This is a genomic window from Myxococcus eversor (assembly GCF_010894455.1).
Taxonomy (GTDB): Bacteria; Myxococcota; Myxococcia; order Myxococcales; family Myxococcaceae; genus Myxococcus; species Myxococcus eversor.
Window position 1 is genome coordinate 34,011 of the sequence record NZ_JAAIXY010000036.1, and the last position, 19,083, is coordinate 53,093.

The 19,083-nt window shown below is 70.2% G+C and carries 14 protein-coding genes; 6 read left to right on the forward strand and 8 right to left on the reverse strand.

All coding sequences use genetic code 11. The annotated features are described in order from the left end of the window. Window positions 1-252 precede the first annotated feature (252 nt). Window positions 253-1,566 (forward strand): alpha/beta fold hydrolase, encoded by a 1,314-nt coding sequence (locus tag G4D83_RS43715; RefSeq protein ID WP_240357155.1) that lies wholly within the window; start codon window positions 253-255, stop codon window positions 1,564-1,566. A gap of 206 nt (window positions 1,567-1,772) precedes the next feature. Here the strand turns inward: G4D83_RS43715 and G4D83_RS43720 are convergent, their stop codons facing one another. The 5 genes from G4D83_RS43720 to G4D83_RS43740 form a co-directional block, all read right to left on the reverse strand. Then, window positions 1,773-2,864 carry a potassium channel family protein gene (locus G4D83_RS43720; RefSeq protein ID WP_163870902.1) on the reverse strand — a complete coding sequence of 364 codons (1,092 nt, stop codon included), beginning with the start codon at window positions 2,862-2,864 and terminating at the stop codon, window positions 1,773-1,775. A gap of 14 nt (window positions 2,865-2,878) precedes the next feature. After that, on the reverse strand, window positions 2,879-4,084 hold the full coding sequence (gene tatC / locus G4D83_RS43725; protein WP_163870903.1) for a twin-arginine translocase subunit TatC: 1,206 nt from the start codon (window positions 4,082-4,084) through the stop codon (window positions 2,879-2,881). Window positions 4,085-4,123: 39 nt separating this feature from the next. Beyond that, window positions 4,124-4,681 carry a Sec-independent protein translocase subunit TatA/TatB gene (locus tag G4D83_RS43730; protein ID WP_163870904.1) on the reverse strand — a complete coding sequence of 186 codons (558 nt, stop codon included), beginning with the start codon at window positions 4,679-4,681 and terminating at the stop codon, window positions 4,124-4,126. 130 nt (window positions 4,682-4,811) lie between these two features. Beyond that, window positions 4,812-6,095: an MFS transporter gene (locus tag G4D83_RS43735; protein WP_163870905.1), complete on the reverse strand. Its 1,284-nt coding sequence runs from the start codon at window positions 6,093-6,095 to the stop codon at window positions 4,812-4,814. A gap of 43 nt (window positions 6,096-6,138) precedes the next feature. Continuing rightward, window positions 6,139-8,196: a methyl-accepting chemotaxis protein gene (locus tag G4D83_RS43740; protein WP_163870906.1), complete on the reverse strand. Its 2,058-nt coding sequence runs from the start codon at window positions 8,194-8,196 to the stop codon at window positions 6,139-6,141. A gap of 120 nt (window positions 8,197-8,316) precedes the next feature. Between G4D83_RS43740 and G4D83_RS43745 the strand changes: the two genes are divergently transcribed. Beyond that, window positions 8,317-9,345, forward strand: a complete 1,029-nt coding sequence (locus G4D83_RS43745; RefSeq protein WP_163870907.1) for a histone deacetylase family protein — start codon at window positions 8,317-8,319, stop codon at window positions 9,343-9,345. A 160-nt stretch (window positions 9,346-9,505) separates the two neighbouring features. Then, the gene (locus G4D83_RS43750) at window positions 9,506-10,561 is read left to right on the forward strand and encodes a zinc-binding dehydrogenase (protein ID WP_163870908.1); all 1,056 of its coding nucleotides are present in this window, start codon (window positions 9,506-9,508) and stop codon (window positions 10,559-10,561) included. Window positions 10,562-10,593: 32 nt separating this feature from the next. Here the strand turns inward: G4D83_RS43750 and G4D83_RS43755 are convergent, their stop codons facing one another. Further along, a complete protein-coding gene (locus G4D83_RS43755; RefSeq protein WP_163870909.1) occupies window positions 10,594-12,879 on the reverse strand; it encodes a heavy metal translocating P-type ATPase in 2,286 nt (761 codons plus the stop codon). A gap of 324 nt (window positions 12,880-13,203) precedes the next feature. Here G4D83_RS43755 and G4D83_RS46690 point away from each other — a divergent pair, with 324 nt between their 5' ends. From G4D83_RS46690 to G4D83_RS43765, 3 genes are all read left to right on the forward strand, one after another. Beyond that, entirely contained in the window at window positions 13,204-13,761 is a 558-nt protein-coding gene (locus G4D83_RS46690; protein ID WP_240357156.1) for a universal stress protein, read from the forward strand. 26 nt (window positions 13,762-13,787) lie between these two features. Continuing rightward, window positions 13,788-14,087 (forward strand): universal stress protein, encoded by a 300-nt coding sequence (locus tag G4D83_RS46695; RefSeq protein WP_240357158.1) that lies wholly within the window; start codon window positions 13,788-13,790, stop codon window positions 14,085-14,087. A 96-nt stretch (window positions 14,088-14,183) separates the two neighbouring features. Continuing rightward, window positions 14,184-16,013 (forward strand): hypothetical protein, encoded by a 1,830-nt coding sequence (locus G4D83_RS43765; protein WP_163870910.1) that lies wholly within the window; start codon window positions 14,184-14,186, stop codon window positions 16,011-16,013. 43 nt (window positions 16,014-16,056) lie between these two features. Here G4D83_RS43765 and G4D83_RS43770 read toward each other — a convergent pair whose 3' ends face one another. Together G4D83_RS43770 and G4D83_RS43775 are read right to left on the reverse strand one after the other, a co-directional pair. Then, complete coding sequence (locus G4D83_RS43770) at window positions 16,057-17,361, reverse strand: threonine/serine exporter family protein (protein ID WP_163870911.1); 1,305 nt, start codon at window positions 17,359-17,361, stop codon at window positions 16,057-16,059. A gap of 148 nt (window positions 17,362-17,509) precedes the next feature. Then, window positions 17,510-18,934, reverse strand: a complete 1,425-nt coding sequence (locus tag G4D83_RS43775; protein WP_163870912.1) for a hypothetical protein — start codon at window positions 18,932-18,934, stop codon at window positions 17,510-17,512. Window positions 18,935-19,083: the final 149 nt, after the last annotated feature.

Below are 19,083 nucleotides of genomic sequence, written 5' to 3' on the forward strand. Positions count from 1 at the left end.
GCCATGCGTCGAATGTCGATGACAGGTGGGCTCCCGCCCGCCCGCGTCGGCTGACGTCCATCCGACCCTGGCGAGCCACCGAGCCCACCCACCCCGCGAGGGTCGGTGGGCTTCGTCGTTTCTGGCCCTCCTTCAGCGCCCTCGCGCACTCCCACAGGAGCGCAGCGAAACCGTTCCGCCCGAGCTGAACCTGGTTCCCACCCGGACGCCCCCATGCGCCCGCGACGCCACCCGCTTGCCCGGAGTCTCCCCTTGGCCTCCCTCACCTGCGCGCCCACGCCGCGCCTCTTCGAAGTGACACCGCCGGACCTGACGCTGGAAGCAGGTGCGCGCATCGCTCCCCACCTCGTGCGCGGCTGGTGGTGGGGCCCCGAGGACGACCTGCCGTGGCTCCACGCTCGCGCCCGGCTCCTCCCGGATGAAGAAGCCCGGGGCACCACGCCGCGCGTCGTCCGTCGCACCCTCGCCGAGCAACACCACGCCGTCGAGCGCACCCGCCGTCGAAGCGACACCCGCCCCTCCTCGCGCGTGCCCACCGTGCTGCTCGTGCACGCGCTCACCGGAGACATGCGCGCTGGAGGTGAAGGCGGCTGGTGGGAGCCCGTCATCGGCCCGGGGCGCGCGCTGGACCCGACTCGCGTGCGGCTCTTGTGCTTCAACAACCTCGGCTCCTGCTACGGCACCTCGGGCCCCGCCGATGAAGGATTTCCCCGTCGCACGGACGACACGCGCTTCGGGCCTCCGCCCACGCTCGCCAAGGGCGACCTCCGCCAGGATGAGCAGCACCTTCCCGCCACCGTCACCCCGTGGGACCAGGCTCGAAGCATCCTCCTCGCGCTCGACGCGTTGGGCATCCAGGAGGTGGACCTCGTCACCGGCGGCTCGCTGGGCGGAATGATTGTCCTCTGCCTCGCCGCGCTCGCTCCGGAGCGCTTCGCGCGCATGGCCCCCATCGCCACGGCCGAGGCCGCGTCGTCGTGGGTGGTGGGACTCAACCACGTCGCACGGCAGGCACTGCTCCTCGACCCAGGCTTTCCCGAGGCACCGCATCGCGGACTCGAGCTCGCGCGACAGCTCGCGATGCTCACGTACCGCGCCGAGCCTGGACTCGAAGCCAGTCAGCAGCGGCCGCCGACGTGGTCCTCCCGCGCGCTCTACCCCGTGCAGAGCTACCTGGAGCATCAGGGGCGCAAGCTGGAGGCCCGCTTCGATGCGCGCGCGTACCTCGTGCAGCTCGGAGCCATGGACCACCACGACCTCTCGCGCGCGCCTCATGGCGGACTGGAGCGAATCCGCGCGAGCGCGCTGTGCGTGGGCATCGACAGGGATCAGCTCTTCTTCCCCGAGCACATGGCGGCCATTGCCCAGCGCCTGCGCACGCTCGGACGCCATGCGGAGCACGCGGAGCTGTCCAGCCTGTACGGGCACGACGGCTTCCTCGTTGAGTGGGAGCCACTCGCGGCCCTGCTCACACGAGCCCTCGCGCTGCCCTCCGCTCTGGAGCCGGGAGGCCCCGCGCTTGCGTCTACCAGCGCCACCCGCCCCGCTTCCGCGCGGCCGGTGTGAGGCAGGGATGCAGCCCATCTTGCTCGGCGCTGGAGCCCGGCGACCCTGCGCTCGCAGCCACCAGTGCCGCACGCACCATTTCCGCGAGGACGGTGTGACGATGGGCCTCAGCCCATCTCGCCATGCTGCCCTCGGCGCTGGAGCCCCGAGGCTCCGCGCTCGCCTCCACCAGCGCCACCCGCCCAAGGACGGTGTGACGCCGGGACTCAGCCCACCTTGCGCTGCCCGGGCAGCGGCGGCGGGTCCTGGTGCGACCAGATGGGCGGCTCCGCCTCGCACGCGAAGGCGCGCAGACGCCGGTACTCCGGATACGACGCCTGGATGGCCAGGATGTCACCGGGGCGGATGACCTCCTCGCCCACCGGGTGCAACCGCTCATGACTGCCACGCAGGAGCGACAGCGCCAGCCCGCCGAACCTGTCCCGGATGTCGGAGATGGTCAGCCCGGGCAGCCCCTCGCGCGCCTCGAAGTTGGACACCACCATCAGGTGCTTGCCCAGGTGGAACGAGTGGATGATGCGCGGGTCCAAGGCCGCCAACGCCATGGCGGGCGCGGCGAGCGACGAGCTGGAGAGCGCCTCCGCCTTGAAGGTGTCGCGCACCTTGCCGCTCAGGTCCTCGTCGAACAGCCGGATGACGACGCGGATGTTCGGGTTCATCCTCCGCGCATCCAGCGCGATGTTGAGGTTGGCCAGGTCATCATCCGTCGCACAGACGATGGCGGACGCCTCCTTCACGTTGGTGCGCGGCAGGCACAGCGGGCTGCGCGTGTCGTCGATCAGCAGCGGCACATTCTCGTCCCGCAGCGCGGAGACGAAGGCGGCGTCCTCGCGCTTCTCCACCACCACCACGTCCTTCTCCATCTCCCTCAGCTGCGCCACCACGCGGTAGCCCACCCGCCCCGCCCCGCACACCACGACGTGGCCCTTCATCGTCTCGGTGACCACTTCAATCCACTCCTTGTCGTTCTTGTGCCGGGCGAAGAAGAGGTACGCGAAGCGCACGACGCCGTCCGCCACCAGGGCGATTCCCACCGGGGGAATCACCACGTTCAGCAGCTCGATGAGCCAGTCGTGCACGTACGGCAGCGACGGCTGGCCATAGAGCAGGAAGTAGACGTGGTGCAGGGCCTCGCCGAACGAAATCGGGTCCCCGTCCGCTCCCCGGTAGCGCCAATGGAACATCATCGGCCCCACCACGAACAGCGCCACGGCCAGCACCATCGTCGTGCGGAAGCGGCGCAGCAGCGCGCGCAGATATCGGACGTTGGCCCGGAAGTGCCGGCGGGAACCCACCATGGTCGCTGACCCTACTACGACACCGGGGTGATGCCCGTCTCGGCCGCGTTCCGGGCCCGACGCCGCTCCACCAGCCACACCAGCAGCACGCCCAGCTCGTAGCAGAGCAACATGGGCCCCGCCATCAGCGACAGGTTCACCACGTCCCCCGTCGGGGTGATGATGGCCGCCGCGATGAGGCACACCACGAAGGCGTGGCGCTGGTACTTGAACAGCCAACTCGACCGCACCACGCCCACCACGCCGAGCAGCGCCATCACCAGTGGCAGCTCGAAGATGATGCCGAAGGCCAGGATGAGCAGCAGCACCAGCGAGAGCTGCTCGTGCATCGTCAGCATGGGCCGCGTCCACCGCTCCGCCTCGTGCCGCGCCTCGCCCGCGGCCAGCTCCTTCTCCAGCTTCCACAGGCCGGACAGCTCCTCGGTGCGCGTGGGGGCCACGCCCGCCAGCAGGCTCGCCGCCTCGTCCATGGCCACCGACGCCGCCGCGTAGTCCTGCTTCGCGTAGGCCGTCACCGCCGCCACCTTCTTCTCCACCGCCTGCCGCAACACGCCGCGCGACTGGACACCAAAGCCGTCCGCCGCCGCGTCCACCAGCTTGCCCAGCCCGTCCAGCCGGGACTTCAGCTCCACGGACTGAGAGGGCGCCCGCGCGGGCTCCGGCGACTGGCCTTCACCATCCGCGCGCAGCGAGGCGCTCGTCTCCTTCGCCAGCGCCCCCGCCCGCTCCGCGTCGCCCACGCGCAAGAAGCGCAGGGCGTCATCCGCGCGCAGCCGGGCCGTGTCCAGCCGCTGCTCCAGCGCGAGCGTCTCCTCCTCGTTGAGGAGGAACTTGAACATGGAGGGCAGCACCGCGAAGTAGCAGAAGCACGCGCCCGCGATGAAGGCGAGCGAGCCGAAGATGACGAAGGGCGCCGCGTAGCGCCGCTCCTCCGGGAACAGGCCGGGCGAGACGAAGCCCCAGATCTGCCAGAGGATGACGGGCGTGGTGAGGAAGATGCCGCAGTACACGCCCACCTTCATCAGGACGTTCAGCTCCTCGATGCCGGACGTGTAGATGAGGGCGCGGTTGCCCTCCGGGAGCGCGTCCAGCACCGGCCGCATCAGCACGCCGAAGATGGGCTTGGCGAACAGCAGCGACACCGTCCCCAGGATGAGGACGGCCAGGGTGCACTTGAAGAGTCGACCGCGGAGCTCCGACAGGTGCTCCATCAAGCTCATCCGCAGGTCGGAGTCAGCGGCAGTCTGGGAACTCAGGGGTCAGCTCCGTTTCGGCGCGTTACGCGCCACCGTTCCAGGCAGCGGCGCGAGTCGGGGCAGGCCATCCGCGCCCACACCCTCGGCGGCGGTGGATGACGAGGTGGAGGAAGGCGGCTCCGCGGGCGCTTCAGGCGCTGCGGGTTCGGGGAGCTCGGACGGAGCAGAGGCCACCGCGTCAGGCTCGGCGGAGGGCGCGGGCTCCGGCGCGTCCATGCCCAGCGGGGCGCGCGGGTGCTGGGCCTCCGGCGTGGGCTCGGTGGACTCGGAGACGGCGGCGGGGGGCAGCGCGTCCGAGGCGTCGGGCGGCAGGGCCTGGGGGGCGGGCGAGTTCGCGAAGGCCGTCCCCGGGCGCACCGGAGGGGTGGGCTCCCGGTTCAGCTCGTGGTCCATGGTGTAGAACTCACGCTCCACCACGTTGCGGACCTCGTCCGTCTGGCGACGGAACTCCCGCATGAACTTGCCGATGGCTCGCGCCAGCTCGGGCAACCGCTGCGGCCCGAGGATGAGCAGCGCGGCCACCGCGATGAGCACCATTTCGCCTGCGCCGATGTTGAACATGTCCTGACGGGCTCCCGAAGCAGCCCGGTTTATCGCGCCCCGGGCCCCCTGGCGCAACCGCTCGACACATCCTGACATCCGCCCGTCACCGCGGGCGGGGGGCAACCGGGCCCCCTGGCGGACCCATACACTACTGGTGTGGGTGTGCCTGGGGCGACAGGGGGACGGCCAGGCCCTGACTGGCAGGCACCGCCAGCGCCCGGGCCTGCTCCTTGGAGCGGACCTGGCGCTCCACCACCCACAGCACCGGCGGCAGCAGCAGCGACAGGCCCATGGACACGGCGGCCACCCGCCCCATTCCCCCCAGCGTGCCGTCCGGCAGGTCCGTCAGGAGCTGCGCGCTCAGGAAGGCCCCCAGGGCGGAGGCCATGTGCTGGATGGCGGACTGCAACGACATGAAGCGCGCGCGCACCGGGTTGTCCGGCACGCGCGAAGTCAGCGTGTTGTAGGACACGTTGCGCACGCCCATGGCCGTCATGAACAACACGAAGAGCAGCGGAATCGGCAGCCAGTGCGGGTAGTGCACGAAGCCCACGTAGGTGGCGAACAGGAGCAGCACCGAGCCCGCCGTTCCCACTTTGAAGGCCCCGAGCCTGTCCACCAGCGGACCCGACAGCCTCAAGGTGACGAAGCTCACGATGCCGCCGACGAAGTACGGCAGCCACAGCAATTCCCGGGGGTAGCCCAGGTTCTGCTGGAGGTAGGCGGAGATGTTGGGGATGAGGACGAAGCCCGCCATCATCACCACCGCCGTCATGAGGTACGACAGCTGCACCTCGCGGCGGCCCAGCAGCTCCAGCACGCCCACCGTGTGCACCGGACCGCGGCCGCCCATCAGGTGCGCTCGCACCGGCGGCAGGAAGAAGATGGCGCCCAGCGCCACCAGCAGGCCCAGGCCCGCCACCACGAAGAAGGGCAGCCGCCAGCCGCCGTGCTCGGCCAGCTTCAACGCCATGGGCACGCCCGCCACCGAGGCGACGGAGAAGGCCCCCATCACCGCGCCCAGCGCCCTGCCCCGCCGCTCCACCGGAATCAGGTCCGCGATGATGGACAGCGACAGCGACGTGGCGGGCCCACCGAAGATGCCCGCGACGACGCGCGCCAGGAGCAGCGTGGACAACCCCGTGGCGAGTCCTCCCGCCGCCGTGGCGATGACCAGGCCCAGCATGGACACCGCCAGCGCCTTGCGCCGGTCGAACCGGTCCAGGAAGTACCCACCCGCGAGCCCCGCCACGCTGGCCGCCGCGGTGTAGGCCCCGCCAATGGTGCCGATATGGGAGGAGGCGATGCCCAGGCCCTTCCCGAAGTCCGGGCCCAGCGGCATCACCATCACGAAGTCCAGGATGTTGACGAACTGGACCGCGCCAATCAGGAAGACCACCCAGCGCTCGGACACCTGTCGCTCTGTCGGCATGCCGACCCTGTCCTAAGCCATTCGCGGGCGGCGCGCACGACAACTACACGCGGAAGCGCCGCACTTCGCCCCGAAGGATTTCCGCCTGCCGCTGGAGGTTGTCGATGGCCTCCTCGAGCTGCTTGACGGAGCGTGTCTGGTGCTCGGACACGCCCTTGATGGTCTCCACGGCCTTGAGGACCTGCTCGCTGCCCTTGGTCTGCTCCTTCTGGGCGCGGTTCAGGTGGGTCACCATCTCGTTGATGCTCTCAATCGAGCGGGTGATCTGCTTGCTGCCGTGCGCCTGCTCCTGGCTGCTGCGCTGCACGTGGGCGGTGAGCGCCTTCATCTTCTCCGCGCTCTTCATGATCTGCTCGCCGCCCTTGGCCTGCTCGTTGGAGGCCTTGGAAATCTGCTGCACCGTCTCGCTGATGCGGTGAATCGAGGCGGTCACCTGCTTGCTGCCCCGCGCCTGCTCCACGGTGGCGCGGGCAATGGCCTTCACCATCTGCGTGGACTTCTGGGTGCTGTCGTTGATTTTGCGCAGCGCCCCTTCCGCCTCTCGACCCAGTTGCACGCCCTCGTCCACGTTGCGCGCGCCCTGGTTCATCACCACCACGGCGTTGCGGCTCTCCTCCTGGATGCTGCGGATGAGCTCCGCGATTTCCTTGGTGGACGCGCCGGTGCGCTCGGCCAGGTCTTTGATCTCCTCGGCCACGACGGCGAAGCCCTTGCCGTGGTCTCCGGCCTGCGCGGCGATGATGGCGGCGTTGAGGGCGAGCAGGTTGGTCTGCTCGGCCACGTCGTCGATGACGTTGAGGATGTTGCCAATCTCGGAGATGCGCCGGCCCAGGCTGTCGATGACGTCCGCCGTCGCGCGGCTGGTGTCCTTGATGCGGTCGATGCCGGTGAGCGTCTTGCGCAGCGCCTCCACGCCCGTCTGGGCGTCGTCGAAGACCTGCTCGGACAGGCGCGCCGTCTCCTTCGCGTTCGCCTCCACCTGACCGATGGCCGCATCCATCTGGCTGATGGCCGAGGACGTCTCCTCCGTGGAGGCGGACAGCTCCTGGATGTTCTTGGCGACCTCCTTGATGGAGAAGGTCATCTCCTCAATCGCGCTGGTGGTCTCCTCCACGCTGGCGGCCATCGCGGTGACGTTCTCCGCCACCTCGTCGTTGGTGGCGGCCATCTCCATGATGGAGGAGCTGCTCTCCTCCGCGCTCTGGTAGAGGACCTCCACGTTCTCCGCGATTCCGCGCAGCGAGGCCATCATCTCCACCATGGAGGAGGACGTCTCCTCCACGCGGGCCTGGACGGTGCTGGCGCCGGACGACACGGTGGTGCCCGTGCGGTGGATCTGCTCGATGACGCCCGCGACGACGTCCGACACGCCGCGCACCCGGCCCAGCGTGTCGCGCCAGCTCTGGGCGATGCGGTTGAGCGCCTCCGCCAAGAGGCCCAGCTCGTCGCGCGAGCCCACGTCCACGCGGCCGGTGAGGTCCGCCTCCGCGAGCCTCCGCGCCATGGTCATCATCGCGTCCAGCGGGACGAGGATGAACGCGCGGGAGATGAAGAAGGCCACCACGAGGAACAGCGCCAGGCCGATGCCGAACGCCAGCAGCACGACGTGGCGCAGCGAGGTGACGACCTCGTCCAGGGACGAGAAGTTCACCGCCACCAGCACCTGACCCGGGCCCTCGCGAAGCACCACGGGGCGGACAATCGCCCGGTTGCCATTGTCGAAGATGACGCCATCCAGCGGCGCGCCAGGACTCCCCTCCAGCTTCTCCCGGAGGTTCTTCTGCAGCCACGTCTCCGCGCCAGGCGGGTGGACGGCCTGCATCCGGCCATCCGCGCCGAGCACGGCGATGAGCGCGAAGTCGTCGTCGCCGCCGTGCAGCGTCTCCAAGAGCGGCGGGAGCATGGAGACGGACTGGTTCGCCAGGTCGCGCGCGGCCTGGACCGCCCTGTCGTCGCCGTGCTTCGTCAGGCGCGTCTCCAGGAAGTCCTCCACCCGGGCGGGGACGACGAAGAAGAGCGTCCCCAGGATGAGGGCCAGCACCACGGCGAAGGAGCCGAGCAGGATGCTGCGCAGTCCGGGTTTCTTGAAGCGCGGAGCCAAGGCGGGGCACTGTAGGAATGGAAACACCGACAGGGCAAGGACCGGCGTGGAGCCCTCGTCCGCCTCTCCGCCTGGCGGGAGCCTGACTTCCCCACGTCAGGATGCGTAAGGTCATACCCGATGAAGCCCACCCTGCTCTTGACCGACCCCCTCTTCCTCCAGCACGACCCGGGAGAGGGCCACCCCGAATCCCCCGAGCGCCTGCGGCGAATCCTCGGGGTGCTGGCGCGCGCGCCGGTGCGGGGCACGGTGATGGCGTCTCCCCGCTCGGCGACGGACGCGGAGCTGGCGGCGGTGCACACCCCGGAGCTGCTCGCGCGCCTGCGCGAACTCAGCGGGCAGCGGGCCCAGATTGACGCGGACACCCACGTCTCCGCGGACAGCGTGGACGCGGCGAGGCTGGCCGCGGGCGCCTCGGTGCAGGCCGTGGAGGCCGTCATGGCGGGACAGGCTCGCAACGCCTTCGCGCTGGTGCGTCCTCCCGGACACCATGCGGAGCCGGACCGCGCCATGGGCTTCTGCCTCCTCAACAACGCGGCCATCGCGGCGGAGGCGGGACGTCGGCTCGGCGCTGAGCGCGTCCTCGTCCTCGACTGGGACGTGCACCACGGCAACGGCACCCAGGCTGCCTTCTGGGGGCGCCGCGACGTGATGTACCAGTCGGTGCACCAGTTCCCCTACTACCCGGGCACCGGCGCCACGCCCGAGGTGGGCCTGGGCGCGGGCGAGGGCTACACGGTGAACGTGGGCCTTCCGGGCGGCAACTCGGACGCGGACTACGGGATGCTCTTCGAGGAGCTGCTCCTGCCGGTGGCCGAGGCATACCGTCCCCAGTTGGTGCTGGTGTCCGCGGGCTTCGACCCGCATCAGCACGACCCCATCGGCGGCATGGACGTCACGGAGCGGGGCTTCGCCGCGATGTGCTCCGCGATGCGCGCGCTCGCCGAGCGCGTCTGTGACGGCAAGCTGGTGCTGCTGCTCGAAGGGGGCTACTCGCTGGAGGGCCTGTCCCAGTCCGTGCATGCCTGCATCGAGGTGCTCGCCGGACGCTCCGACAGCTTCCCCACCGGCGACGTCCACACGGACGCGAAGGAGGCGCTGGCCGCGAGCCGGCGGGCGATGAAGCCTTACTGGAGCGCGGTGTCGTAGTCCCGGCTCCCCCGAGGACATCCCTCCACGCCTTGGAGCATGCAGCCGCCGCTCCGTCAGTCATGCCAGGGAACATCCCGGCAGGCGCGTTTGCAGGAGAAGGACGGGGTCCCGAAGTTGGCTGGGAAGCGCATTCCAGATGCGTGGCCACGGAGGGGAGATGCAGGCAACCGTCTTTCGAGGGAGCCAGCGGTTCGGGCTGGAAGAGGTGGAGAAGCCACGCGCGGGCGTCGGAGAAGCCATCGTCAGGGTCACCCTGACGACGATTTGTGGAACCGACCTGCACATCATCCGGGGTGAGTACCCGGTGAAGCCGGGCCTCACCATCGGCCACGAACTGGTGGGTGTCATCGACGAACTGGGCCCGGGCGTCGAGGGCTACCAGCCAGGGGACCGCGTCCTCGTGGGCGCAATCACGCCGTGCGGCCAGTGCCATGCATGCCTGTCGGGTCACCTGTCCCAATGCGGACACGGCTCGGGGTACGAGGCGATGGGAGGCTGGCGTCTGGGCAATACCCTGCCCGGCGCGCAGGCCGAGTACGTCAGGATTCCCTTCGCGCAGGCCAACCTCGCGCCGGTGCCCGCGGGGCTTTCGGACGAGCAGGTGCTGCTGCTGGCGGACATCGCCTCCACGGGATTCAGCGGCGCCGAGTCGGGCGGGGTGCGAATCGGCGACGCGGTGGTCGTCCTCGCCCAGGGGCCCATCGGGTTGTGCGCCTCTCTGGGGGCCCGGTTGATGGGCGCCGCGCTGGTCATCGGCGTCGATGGGGATGAGTCCCGGCTGGCCTTCGCCCGCAAGCTGGGCGTGGACGTGGTGCTCGACCATCGAAACCAGGACGTGGTGGCCGAAGTGAGGCGGTTGACCGGCGGCGGGGCTGACGTGGCCATCGAAGCCCTGGGGACCCCGCAGACATTCGAGACGGCCCTGCGCGCACTGCGTCCGGGCGGCACGCTCTCCAGCCTGGGCGTGTACTCCGGCAAGCTTCAACTGCCCTACGACGCCTTCGCCGCGGGGCTCGGAGACCACCGCATCGTCACCACGCTCTGCCCGGGAGGCAAGGAGCGCATGCGGCGGTTGATGGCCATCATCCAGGCGGGGCGGGTGGACCTCACGCCTCTGCTCACGCACCGCTTCGCGCTGAAGGACATCCACGACGCGTACGAGCTCTTCGGCCAGCGCGCGGACGGCGTCATCAAGGTCGCCATCCGCCCGTGAGGGACAGGGCCCACCCAAGGAGCGCGAGGTCCTCAGGAGACCGCGTCGAAGAGCTCCTCCTCTTGAGCGAAGTGGAGTTGGAGGATGGCGCCCAAACCGTAGAGGAGCCCGCGCAACTCGCGCTGCTCCAGGGCATCCAGCCCCTGGTCGCCCAGTCCCTCCACGCGGCGATGATAGAGGCGGCCCAGGTGAGTGATTTCCCGGTGGGTGCGACTCATCGGGCCCAACGGGTCCTCGCCCCCCAGCAGTCGCGCCAGCGGGGGATAAAGCTCGGTGTCATCTCTGCGCTCATGAGGCAACAGCCGCTCTCGCAGCAGACCATCCAGTTCCAGCAGTTCGGACTTCTGTTGGGGAGCGCCCAGCGCGTCCAGCCGGTCCGCCAGCGATTGGACCCGCTCGAGCACGGGACGCAGCTCCACGTGTTCACGCCTCAGGTGCCCCACCTCTTGCTCCGACAGGCCGTGGCGCACGGCGGACAGGCCCTTGCCTCCCAAGGCCCGCAGGGCATTGAGAATGACGGCGACGTCGATTCCCTCCTGAAGCAACGCTCCCGCGACCGGCCCCAGCATGCCGGCCGCCGCGAATCCCATGGCCACCAGGGACAAGCCCATCCCGACCACGACGCTCTGCAACGCGATGGAGCGAGCGCGGCGTGCCACGAGCATCGCCTCCACGAGACGGTCCAGCCTGTCCACCAGCAGCACCACGTCCGCGGCCTCGGCGGCCGCGCCCGAGCCGCGCGCCCCCATCGAAACGCCCACGTCCGCGGCCGCCAGCGCGGGCGCATCGTTGATGCCATCCCCCACCATGAGGGTGATGCCCGAGGCGCGTTCGGAAAGGACTGTCCGCACCTTCTCCTCGGGGCTCTGCTCACAGAACACGGCGTCCACGCCCAGCGCGGCGCCAATCGCCTCCGCCACCTCCGCTCTATCTCCGGTCACCATGACGAAGCGCTTCACGCCGGCCCGTCTCAACAGGCGCAGCGCCCTCGGTGCCTCCAGGCGAATCTCGTCCGCCAGAAGCAGGGCGCCAGCCAGCCGCCCGTCCACGGAGACGAATACACCCGAAGTGCCCTCATCCCCCATGCGCCGCAGCACCGCACGCGCCCAGGGCGTGAGCACTTCCGAGCCCCCAGCCCAGGCGGGTGAGCCGAGCCTCAACAGATGCCCCTCCACCTCGCCGCGCATCCCCGCCCCGGGCTGCTCCTCCACCCCGGTGGGAAGGGTGAGGGACAGCCCCCGCTCACGCGCGGAGGTGACGATGGAACTGGCGACGACATGCTGGGACGCCTGCTCCAGCGAAGCGCTCAGCCGCAGCAGCTCCTCGGGGTCTTGGAGGCCATCGGTCTCGATGGCGGTGAGCCGCGCCTGTCCCGACGTCAGGGTGCCTGTCTTGTCGAACAGCAAGGTATGCGCCCGGGCAAGCGCCTCCAGGGCCGCGCCATCCTTGATGAGCACCCCGCGGCGGGCCGCGCGCGAGATTCCAGACACGATGGCCACCGGCGCGGCGATGATGAGGGGGCAGGGAGTCGCCACCACGAGCACGGCGAGCGCCCGCACCGGGTCGCCTGACAACAGCCACGCCGCGCCAGCCAGGGCCAGGGTGAGCGGGACGAAGAGCAGCGCATAGCGGTCGGCGATTCGAACGAAGGGCGCCTTGGAGGCCTGCGCGGACCGCACCAGGCGCACCACGCCCGCATAGGTACTGTCGTCGGCCGTGGAGAGGGCCCGTAATTCGAAGGGCGGCCCCGCGTTGAGGGGGCCGCTTCGCACCCGCTGCCCCGTGGGGTGCGAGACAGGGAGCGACTCGCCCGTGAGTGCTGACTCGTCCAGCACCGCCTCGGCGGAGACCACGAGGCCATCCACGGGGACCACCTCGCCTCCCTTGATGAGCAACAGGTCGCCGGGCCTCAGCGCCTCCACGGGTACCTGGACGAGCCCGCCCTCCGCATATCGGGTGGCGACCTTGGGAGCCCGTCCAAGCAGCGAGGACAGCTCGCGCTTCGCACGGGCGCGCGCGGAGTCCTCCAGGGCACCACCGCTCGCGTACATGAGGGCGATGATGACGCCCGCGAGGTACTGACCGAGCCCCAGGGCGCCCGCCATCGCGAGCAGGGCGACGATATCCACCCCCATCGCGCCGCGGCGCAGGGACTGGATGATGGACGCCGCCACGACGAGCATCACGGGCGCGGTGCCCGCGGCCCAGGAGACGTCCGCGACGTGAGGGGCGCCAAGAAGCCAGGCAAGGCCTCCCACCACCAGTCCCGCCGCGGATACCGCCAGCAACCCCGCGCTCTTGAGCCAGGAGAACCGCATGCGAAGCGTCACCACTCGTCCGCGCCGTCCCTTCCCCCTCCACGAAACATAGTCCCCCCGAGGAGGTTGTCTCGGGGAGCCGCCCAATCTCCTTCAAGCCAGACCGGGCCCCCGCTGGAGCGAGTCCGTCCGTGCCGGGCAGGCGGACCGACGCACGCCGAGCGCCTCTCTCACCCATGGCATGGCGCCGACGACCGTCACTGGCCTCAAGGAGCTGTCGCAGGGAGGCCCCATGGCCATTGCGTGCACCACGGACTGCTCGGATGCCTCGCGACGAGCCTGCGAGACAGCGGCCCTCCTCGCCTCGCGGATGAACGCCTCGCTGTGTCTCGTCCACGTCCTGTCCAGCAACATGACGCGGACCCTCGGGCAGGGCATCTGGGATGCCGCGCGGGAGGCGCGGGGCTGGAGGCGTGGGCGCGCGGCCAGCGCCCCCTGCGCGTGATGCTGGGCGTGGACCGCTCACGGTCCTTCGAGGTCGCGCGCGACTGGGTGAGGGCCCTGGCGAAGGTCGGCCCCCTGGACGTGGTTGGCGGCCACATCTTCTGGGTTTCCTCCGACACCGAGCGGCGGGGGTTGAACCTGGTGCGGCCCTACGATTACAGGGACGTGTCCGCCGACCCGCGCGAGGCCTTGGAGCGAGAGGTGTCCGCGCTCCTGGAGCCATTGCGCTCGGAGAGTCTGACGGTACGCGTGCGGCTGGAACCAGGCGCGGGCCGAGCCACGGACACCCTGGTCGCCCTGGCCGCCGAGGAACAGGTCGATCTGCTGGTGGTCGGCGCTCGTCACCGCAAGCCACTCGCGCGACTGTGGAGTGTGTCGCATGACACCCGGCGGCTGGCGGCGATGTCGGTGGTGAGCGTGCCAGTGCCTTCGCGCTGACCCCACCCGGGGGTACGGTCCACCTGCTGCATGTCGAACCCGATGGAGCGACACCCCGGGAGCTCCAGGCGGCGCGGCGCCAGTTGGAGCTTCGCGTGCCCCGCGCGGAACAGGACGGAAAGCACAAGGTCGAACCGTCCGTGCTGACCGGGGATGACGTGGCGGAAGTCATCGCCCAGGCCGCCGAGCGGCATGACGTGGATCTGCTCTGCCTGGGGACGCATGGCCGTGGTGGCGTGGGTCGGCTGGTGCTCGGTTCGGTGGCGCGGCGGGTCATGGCGCGAAGTGCTCGACCCGCCGTGACGGTGCAAATGCCACGCGCGTAATCCGAAGGTGTCGACATGACGCTGCCCCCGGGTGCGATGCCTGGAAGCCCGCGCGTGGCTACCTCCTGACGGACCCGCCGTGCCCGGGAGGGCTTCATGTCCGTCGAAGCGCCCCAGGCGTCGCGCGCGCCTCCTTGGTTCCGCGCGCGGCGTGGCGGATGGCGTCGGGTCCTCAAGTGGGGACTCGTGGTGGTGCTGGCCTTCGAAGCGCTGCTGAACCTGGCGCTCAATGTCGGCCTGGTGCCCACGCTGCTCGCCAGGGCCACGCCGAGGACGCAGGTGGACTGGCACAGCGGCTGGTGGCTGTGGCCTGGACCCGTGCACCTTCGAGGCTTCTTCGTGCGGCAGCGGGATGCGCGCGCGGCGTGGCGCATCGACGCGGAGCACGTGGACGCCGACACATCCCTCTTCGCGCTCCTGTCCCGTCGGGTGCGCGCGGAGGGAGTTCGAGCCCGAGGTGTGAGCGTGCGGGCGGAGCGCATGCCCGCGTTGGAACAGTCGCCGGCCAGACACCCACGCGCGCACCCGTGGGACATCGAGCTGCGCGACGTCACGTTGGAAGACCTGCGCGAGCTGATGTTGAAGCCGGTGCGTTATGTGGGCCCGGGACAGGTGAAGGGCTCGGTGCGCGTGGTCGCGGGACAGCGGCTCACCGTGACGCTGGAGTCGCTCCGCCTCTCCGATGGAACACTGGAGTTGGAAGGGCGGGCGGTGGCGCGCGTGCGTGAGGTCTCCCACGAACTGGCCCTCGATGCCGTCCGGCCCGAGGGGGAGGAGAAGCGCCGGGTGGAGAAGTTCGACGGGCGGCTGGGCGTGAAGATGGAGGTGCTCGACCTCGCGTGGCTCGGGGCGCTGGTGTCCCGGGAGCACCCTGACTTGTTGGGTGAAGGCGCCGGTCAGCTCGACGCGGAGGTGTTCATTCGAGGAGGACAGCTGGCCGCGGGCAGTCGCGTGGATGCGAGCGGGGCTCCGCTGGAGCTGCGAGTGGGCCCCGCGCGTGTGCGTGCCCCCTGGAGTGTTCATGGCGAGGTGACGGAGGACGGGGACTCCGGGACGCGCGGCGTGCTGCGGGTGCGCTTCGCGCCCGTCCACGTGGAGGGCAAGGCCGGGCGTGTGCTGGAGGTTCCGGAGGTCTCTCTCACGCTGAATGCGAAGATGCATGACCCCGACACGGGGACGCAGGTGACGCACGAACTGCACGTGGCGCGGAGTCGGCCCGTGGACCTGCGGGTGCTCAACGCGTGGATGGGGAAGACCTTCCGCGTGGAGTCGGGTCACGCCACGCTGGAGGCGTCAGACAGCTCCGCCGGGCAGAAGACGCCGCGGCGGTTGCGACTGGACCTCCAGACGGACCTGGTGGAAGGGCGGTGGGCGGAGACCCTCGTGCTCGGCAAGGCGTCCGTCGAGGTCGACGCGCGGCGCCTGAGCTTGCATGGCAAGAGCCTGGGCCTGGATGGCTCGGCGCTTCATCTGAACCACGTCTCGGCGGATCCGCCACACACCACGATTCGCGGATGGAGTGGGCGCTTCGACCTGCCCCATGCGCGGTTGACCATCGACCCCGCGGAGCTGGAGGCACACTTCTCCGCGCGCTTCTCCAACGCGGACCCGTTCGTCGCGATGCTCACGGCCGAGAAGAAGCTGCCCGGGTTCCTCTCGCCGTTGCTGGAGGCCAGGGACTTGAGCGTCACCGGGCAGGCGCGGATGAGCGACGCGGGATTACAGGTCCGCGAGCTGCATGCGAAGGCGGACGGGCTCGAGCTGGAGGGCCGCATGGAGACGGCACGAGGAACCACGCACGCGCTCATCTACGCGAAGGTGGGCGTCCTCAGTGGTGCCATCGAAGTCAAGCCCGGTGGCACCCACGTGCGGCTCAAGCACGCACGGCGCTGGTACGAGGAGCGCCTCTCGGCGCCAGCTCGCTGAGGCGCGCGAGGCAGGGCCTGACGCCCGCTCCGGCGGGACGCGGTCACTCGTTGCGGGACGGCTTCGCCAACTTCGCGCGCTGGGAGTCTTCCGTGCGCTCCCGGGTGCTCTCCCGGGCGTCATGCGACAGCCCGAGCATGAAGGCGAACAACAATCCCATCACGAGCTGCAACGCCACGAGCAGCAGCTCGAACACACGCGCGTCGTCGCCCTGCCCCTGGACACCGAGCAGCGCCAGGATGGCCCTCGTGCCGACGAAGCCCGGCGCGAGCTGGAGCAGTCCGGGCATGATGAGCGTCGACGGGAGCCGCCCCGGCAGCCGGCTGTAGAGCTGTCCCGCCACGCCCAGGACGAAGGCGGAGATGAGCGGGCTGCCCTTGTCGCCGAGCACCCCCTTGGTGAGCTCCTGGACACCCCACGCCAGCAACACGGCGCCCACGATCCACGGCGTATCTCGGCGCCTCGCGGACATGCACACCGTCAACGCCAGCCCACCCACGGCGATGATGACCACCACCACCGCATGCGGCAGCGCGTTCGCATGGGTCTGAAGCGGGAGCGGCCCGAACAAGCCCCAGAGCGTGCCCGCGGCGGCGATGCCCACGCCCAGCATGAGGAAGCGCAGCAGTCCATAGGTGAGCCGCGACAACCCCGCCTCCACCGACTCGCCCACCAGCTCCGCCGAGCCCAGCGTCACCACCATCGCCGGCACGAGCAGCGTGATGCCTCCGAAGAGGGCTCGCGCCGCATCGAACGACGGAAGGACGAAGGTCAGTCCGAAGGCGAGCAACGTCCCCAGGAACGCCGCGAGGAAGCTCTTCTGCAGGTCCACCCGTTCGGACTTGAGCGTGCCGAAGTGAATGCCTCCCGCGAGCACCCCCACCGCGAGCGCCGCCACCAGCTCCCACCAGCCCCCACCGACGCGCGCGGCGACCGCGGCGCCATACACGCCATACGCGAGGTAGACGAGCCACTCGGGATGCAGCCGATGCGGCGCCATGATGCCGTCCAGCTCGGCGCGGGCCTCGGCCACCGTGCGCTTCCCCCGCGAAATCGACTCCGACAGCAGGAGCAGCGAGGCGGCGCGCGTCAGGTTCCAATGTGGATTGAAGGGCAGCCGGTGGAAGTCGACCCGGCGCGCCGCGCCCGAGCGCACCTCCGTCACCGCCAGCGTCTGGAGGGTGAACACGTCCACCTCCAACCCCCAGGCCCGGGCCGCCTTCCTCACGCGGTTCTCCACGCCAAAGGACGGCACGTACGACAGGTGCAGCGCCCTCGCCAGGTCGAGCAGCAGGGCCACTGTCGCGTCCTCGTCGAGCAGCGCCCCGGGCTCCGTTGCCTCGCTCATGCGCGCCGCCCTCCTGGCGACCTGCCCTTCCGACGGAGTCCGTCTCCACGCGACGGACGCGGACCGCCCGAACCTGGAGGTGGGGACCCGTCGCGCGCGCGGAAACCAGCCCTCCGGGGCGACGCCGTGTTCCCCGCACCGAGCAGCGTCACCGCATCTCGGGCGCCTCGTCGGCGGTGTCCTCGTCGGCAGTCTGGTCCTTCTCCACCAGCGCGAAGCTGGCGCCGATGATGAGGCTGAGCTGGAGGAAACGGATCTTCTGGCTCGCGGACAGCGGCTGGAGGCCCGCGCGCTCCACCGCGTCGGCGAGCCGCTCGGTGGTCTGCTGCCCGAAGGCCACGTTGCCGCCCAACGTGAAACGCGAGCGGCCCACGGTGAAGTGCAGGCCGGTGGCGACATGGTAGAGGTCCCAGCCCGACAGCAGCGCGTTCATGTTCGACGTCTCCGTCTCGCCGCTGAAGTCGGTGTGGGCGCTCAGGTACGCGCGCAGGCGGGAACCCAGCCGCTGCTCCACGCCCAGCGCCACGTTGACCAGCGGCGCGAGCGCGAAGTCGACGTCCGGGTCGATGACCTCCTGGGAGTCACGAGGGGAGAACGGGCTGGCATCGACCAGCGTGAAGGGCTTCACCCGGGCGAAGCCCTCCGCCGCGAGATACACGGAGGAGCTCCCCAGCGTCCCACCCACGCCGAGCGCCACCGCCCAGCTCGAGTGAAACCTCGCCTCCAGTCCATCCTGGAAGTCGAAGGCCGACGCGGGCAGCGACGACAGCCCGAAGCCCCGCTCCAGAATCGCTCGCTCGAAGTTCGACTCGCCCTCTCCCCACAGCGCCACGCTCGGAGTCGTCACCGTGAGGCCCGCGGACAGGTGCTCGCGCTGGTAGCTCACGCCCAGCTTCGCGAGCAGCCGCACGTGTCGCAGGTGGAAGTCCCGCCCCAGCGTGGACAGCAGCGCGCTGCCTCCGGAGCCCGAGCCCTGCGCGAGCACCTGGATGTTCGTCTCCTGGTCCCTCACCGCCGCGAAGGGACTCACGCCCACGCCCACGTGCTTCCCCAAGGGGAAGGACCACGTCAGCCCCGCCCAGTACTCCCCCACGTCCTGGTCCAACCGCACGTCCGCCGCGAGCTGGTCCATCCCCGGCACCCCGCCCAGGTTCATCCCCGTGCCCTGCTCGTGAGACTCCAGCGAGGCGGTGAACCCCTGCCGCGTCAGCAGTGAATAGGCGAGCCGCGACTTGCCCAGGAAGCCCCAGCGCAACGAGCCCGCGATGAGCGACGGCAGCACATCGAGTCTCGACTCGGTGAGGCCCTGCCCGTTCCCCTGGCCGTTCTGCACGGTGACGCTCGTGGACTCGAACACGGTCCCCGTCAGCTCCAGCTCCGGCGTGCGCAGGAGCGCGAGCGCGCCCGGGTTGTAATAGACGGCGCTGATGTCCCCTGGATTGGAGATGAACGCGCCGCCAAGCAGCCACGCACGGTTGCCGAACTGCCGCGTCCAGTAGTGCGCGTCCTGCGCCCGGGCCAGGGGCGACACCAGGAGCAGCAGCAACAGTCCCCACGGCCTGACTCCTGGCATCCATCCACCCGAGACTCGCGGAACGCCGCAAGGTGGCCACGGGCCATCCCCCACACCATTGCCCCGTGAATGGAGCCCGGTGTCCGCCGCGCACGAAGTCGGACCGAGCCGCTGCACCGTCGGCCTGTCCACCCGTCCGCCCCGCCTTG

Bases quoted from the DNA above. Each gene is read 5' to 3' on its own strand.
- G4D83_RS43735 (WP_163870905.1), bottom strand. From the start codon at position 6,095: ATGCCGACAGAGCGACAGGTGTCCGAGCGCTGGGTGGTCTTCCTGATT.
- G4D83_RS43775 (WP_163870912.1), bottom strand. From the start codon at position 18,934: ATGCCAGGAGTCAGGCCGTGGGGACTGTTGCTGCTGCTCCTGGTGTCG.
- tatC (WP_163870903.1), bottom strand. From the start codon at position 4,084: ATGAGCTTGATGGAGCACCTGTCGGAGCTCCGCGGTCGACTCTTCAAG.
- G4D83_RS43730 (WP_163870904.1), bottom strand. From the start codon at position 4,681: ATGTTCAACATCGGCGCAGGCGAAATGGTGCTCATCGCGGTGGCCGCG.
- G4D83_RS43765 (WP_163870910.1), top strand. From the start codon at position 14,184: ATGTCCGTCGAAGCGCCCCAGGCGTCGCGCGCGCCTCCTTGGTTCCGC.
- G4D83_RS43745 (WP_163870907.1), top strand. From the start codon at position 8,317: ATGAAGCCCACCCTGCTCTTGACCGACCCCCTCTTCCTCCAGCACGAC.
- G4D83_RS43720 (WP_163870902.1), bottom strand. From the start codon at position 2,864: ATGGTGGGTTCCCGCCGGCACTTCCGGGCCAACGTCCGATATCTGCGC.
- G4D83_RS43750 (WP_163870908.1), top strand. From the start codon at position 9,506: ATGCAGGCAACCGTCTTTCGAGGGAGCCAGCGGTTCGGGCTGGAAGAG.
- G4D83_RS43770 (WP_163870911.1), bottom strand. From the start codon at position 17,361: ATGAGCGAGGCAACGGAGCCCGGGGCGCTGCTCGACGAGGACGCGACA.
- G4D83_RS43755 (WP_163870909.1), bottom strand. From the start codon at position 12,879: ATGCGGTTCTCCTGGCTCAAGAGCGCGGGGTTGCTGGCGGTATCCGCG.